The sequence below is a fragment of the Paraburkholderia sp. J69-1 genome, assembly GCF_905220255.1.
Classification (GTDB): domain Bacteria; phylum Pseudomonadota; class Gammaproteobacteria; order Burkholderiales; family Burkholderiaceae; genus Paraburkholderia.
Map to the genome: position 1 here is coordinate 1 of NZ_CAJMZG010000099.1, position 457 is coordinate 457.

General features: G+C 59.3%; 1 protein-coding gene. It reads left to right on the plus strand.

The annotated features are described in order from the left end of the window. Positions 1–457 (plus strand): hypothetical protein (locus tag U5A67_RS40555; RefSeq protein WP_321818847.1); only part of this gene is annotated, 457 nt, incomplete at both ends.

Sequence of the window (457 nt, forward strand, 5' to 3'; positions counted from 1 at the left end):
GGACGCCGCTGCGGGGACGGTGACTGTTAACGGTGATGTGACGACGTCGGGAGCTTTTGAGACGGCTGGCTATGCCGGCGTAAATCTTGACGGCGAGATTTACAGCAGTGGCGCTACGGCGATCTCGTCGAAGGCTGGCGATGTCGTCATTGGAGGCGCGATAGAGACACCGTCGACGATCGATATCAGCGCTGGGGCCGGTGTACAGATCGACAGCGCGTTGCATTCCGGCTCAAGTTTGACTGTCGCAGCGCAGCAGGACGTCGCGCTCAATAGTAGCGTTGAGGTTGATGGGACAGGCAATGCTTCGGTGAACGCCGGACGTGATCTTTCGGGTTCGGGAACGTTGAGCGTCGCGAACGATACGGTCCTCGTCGCTGGACGGAATCTATCACTCGCAGGTGCCATCCAGACGGGTAATGACCTGAATGCGAGCGCAACGGAGGATCTGACGCTC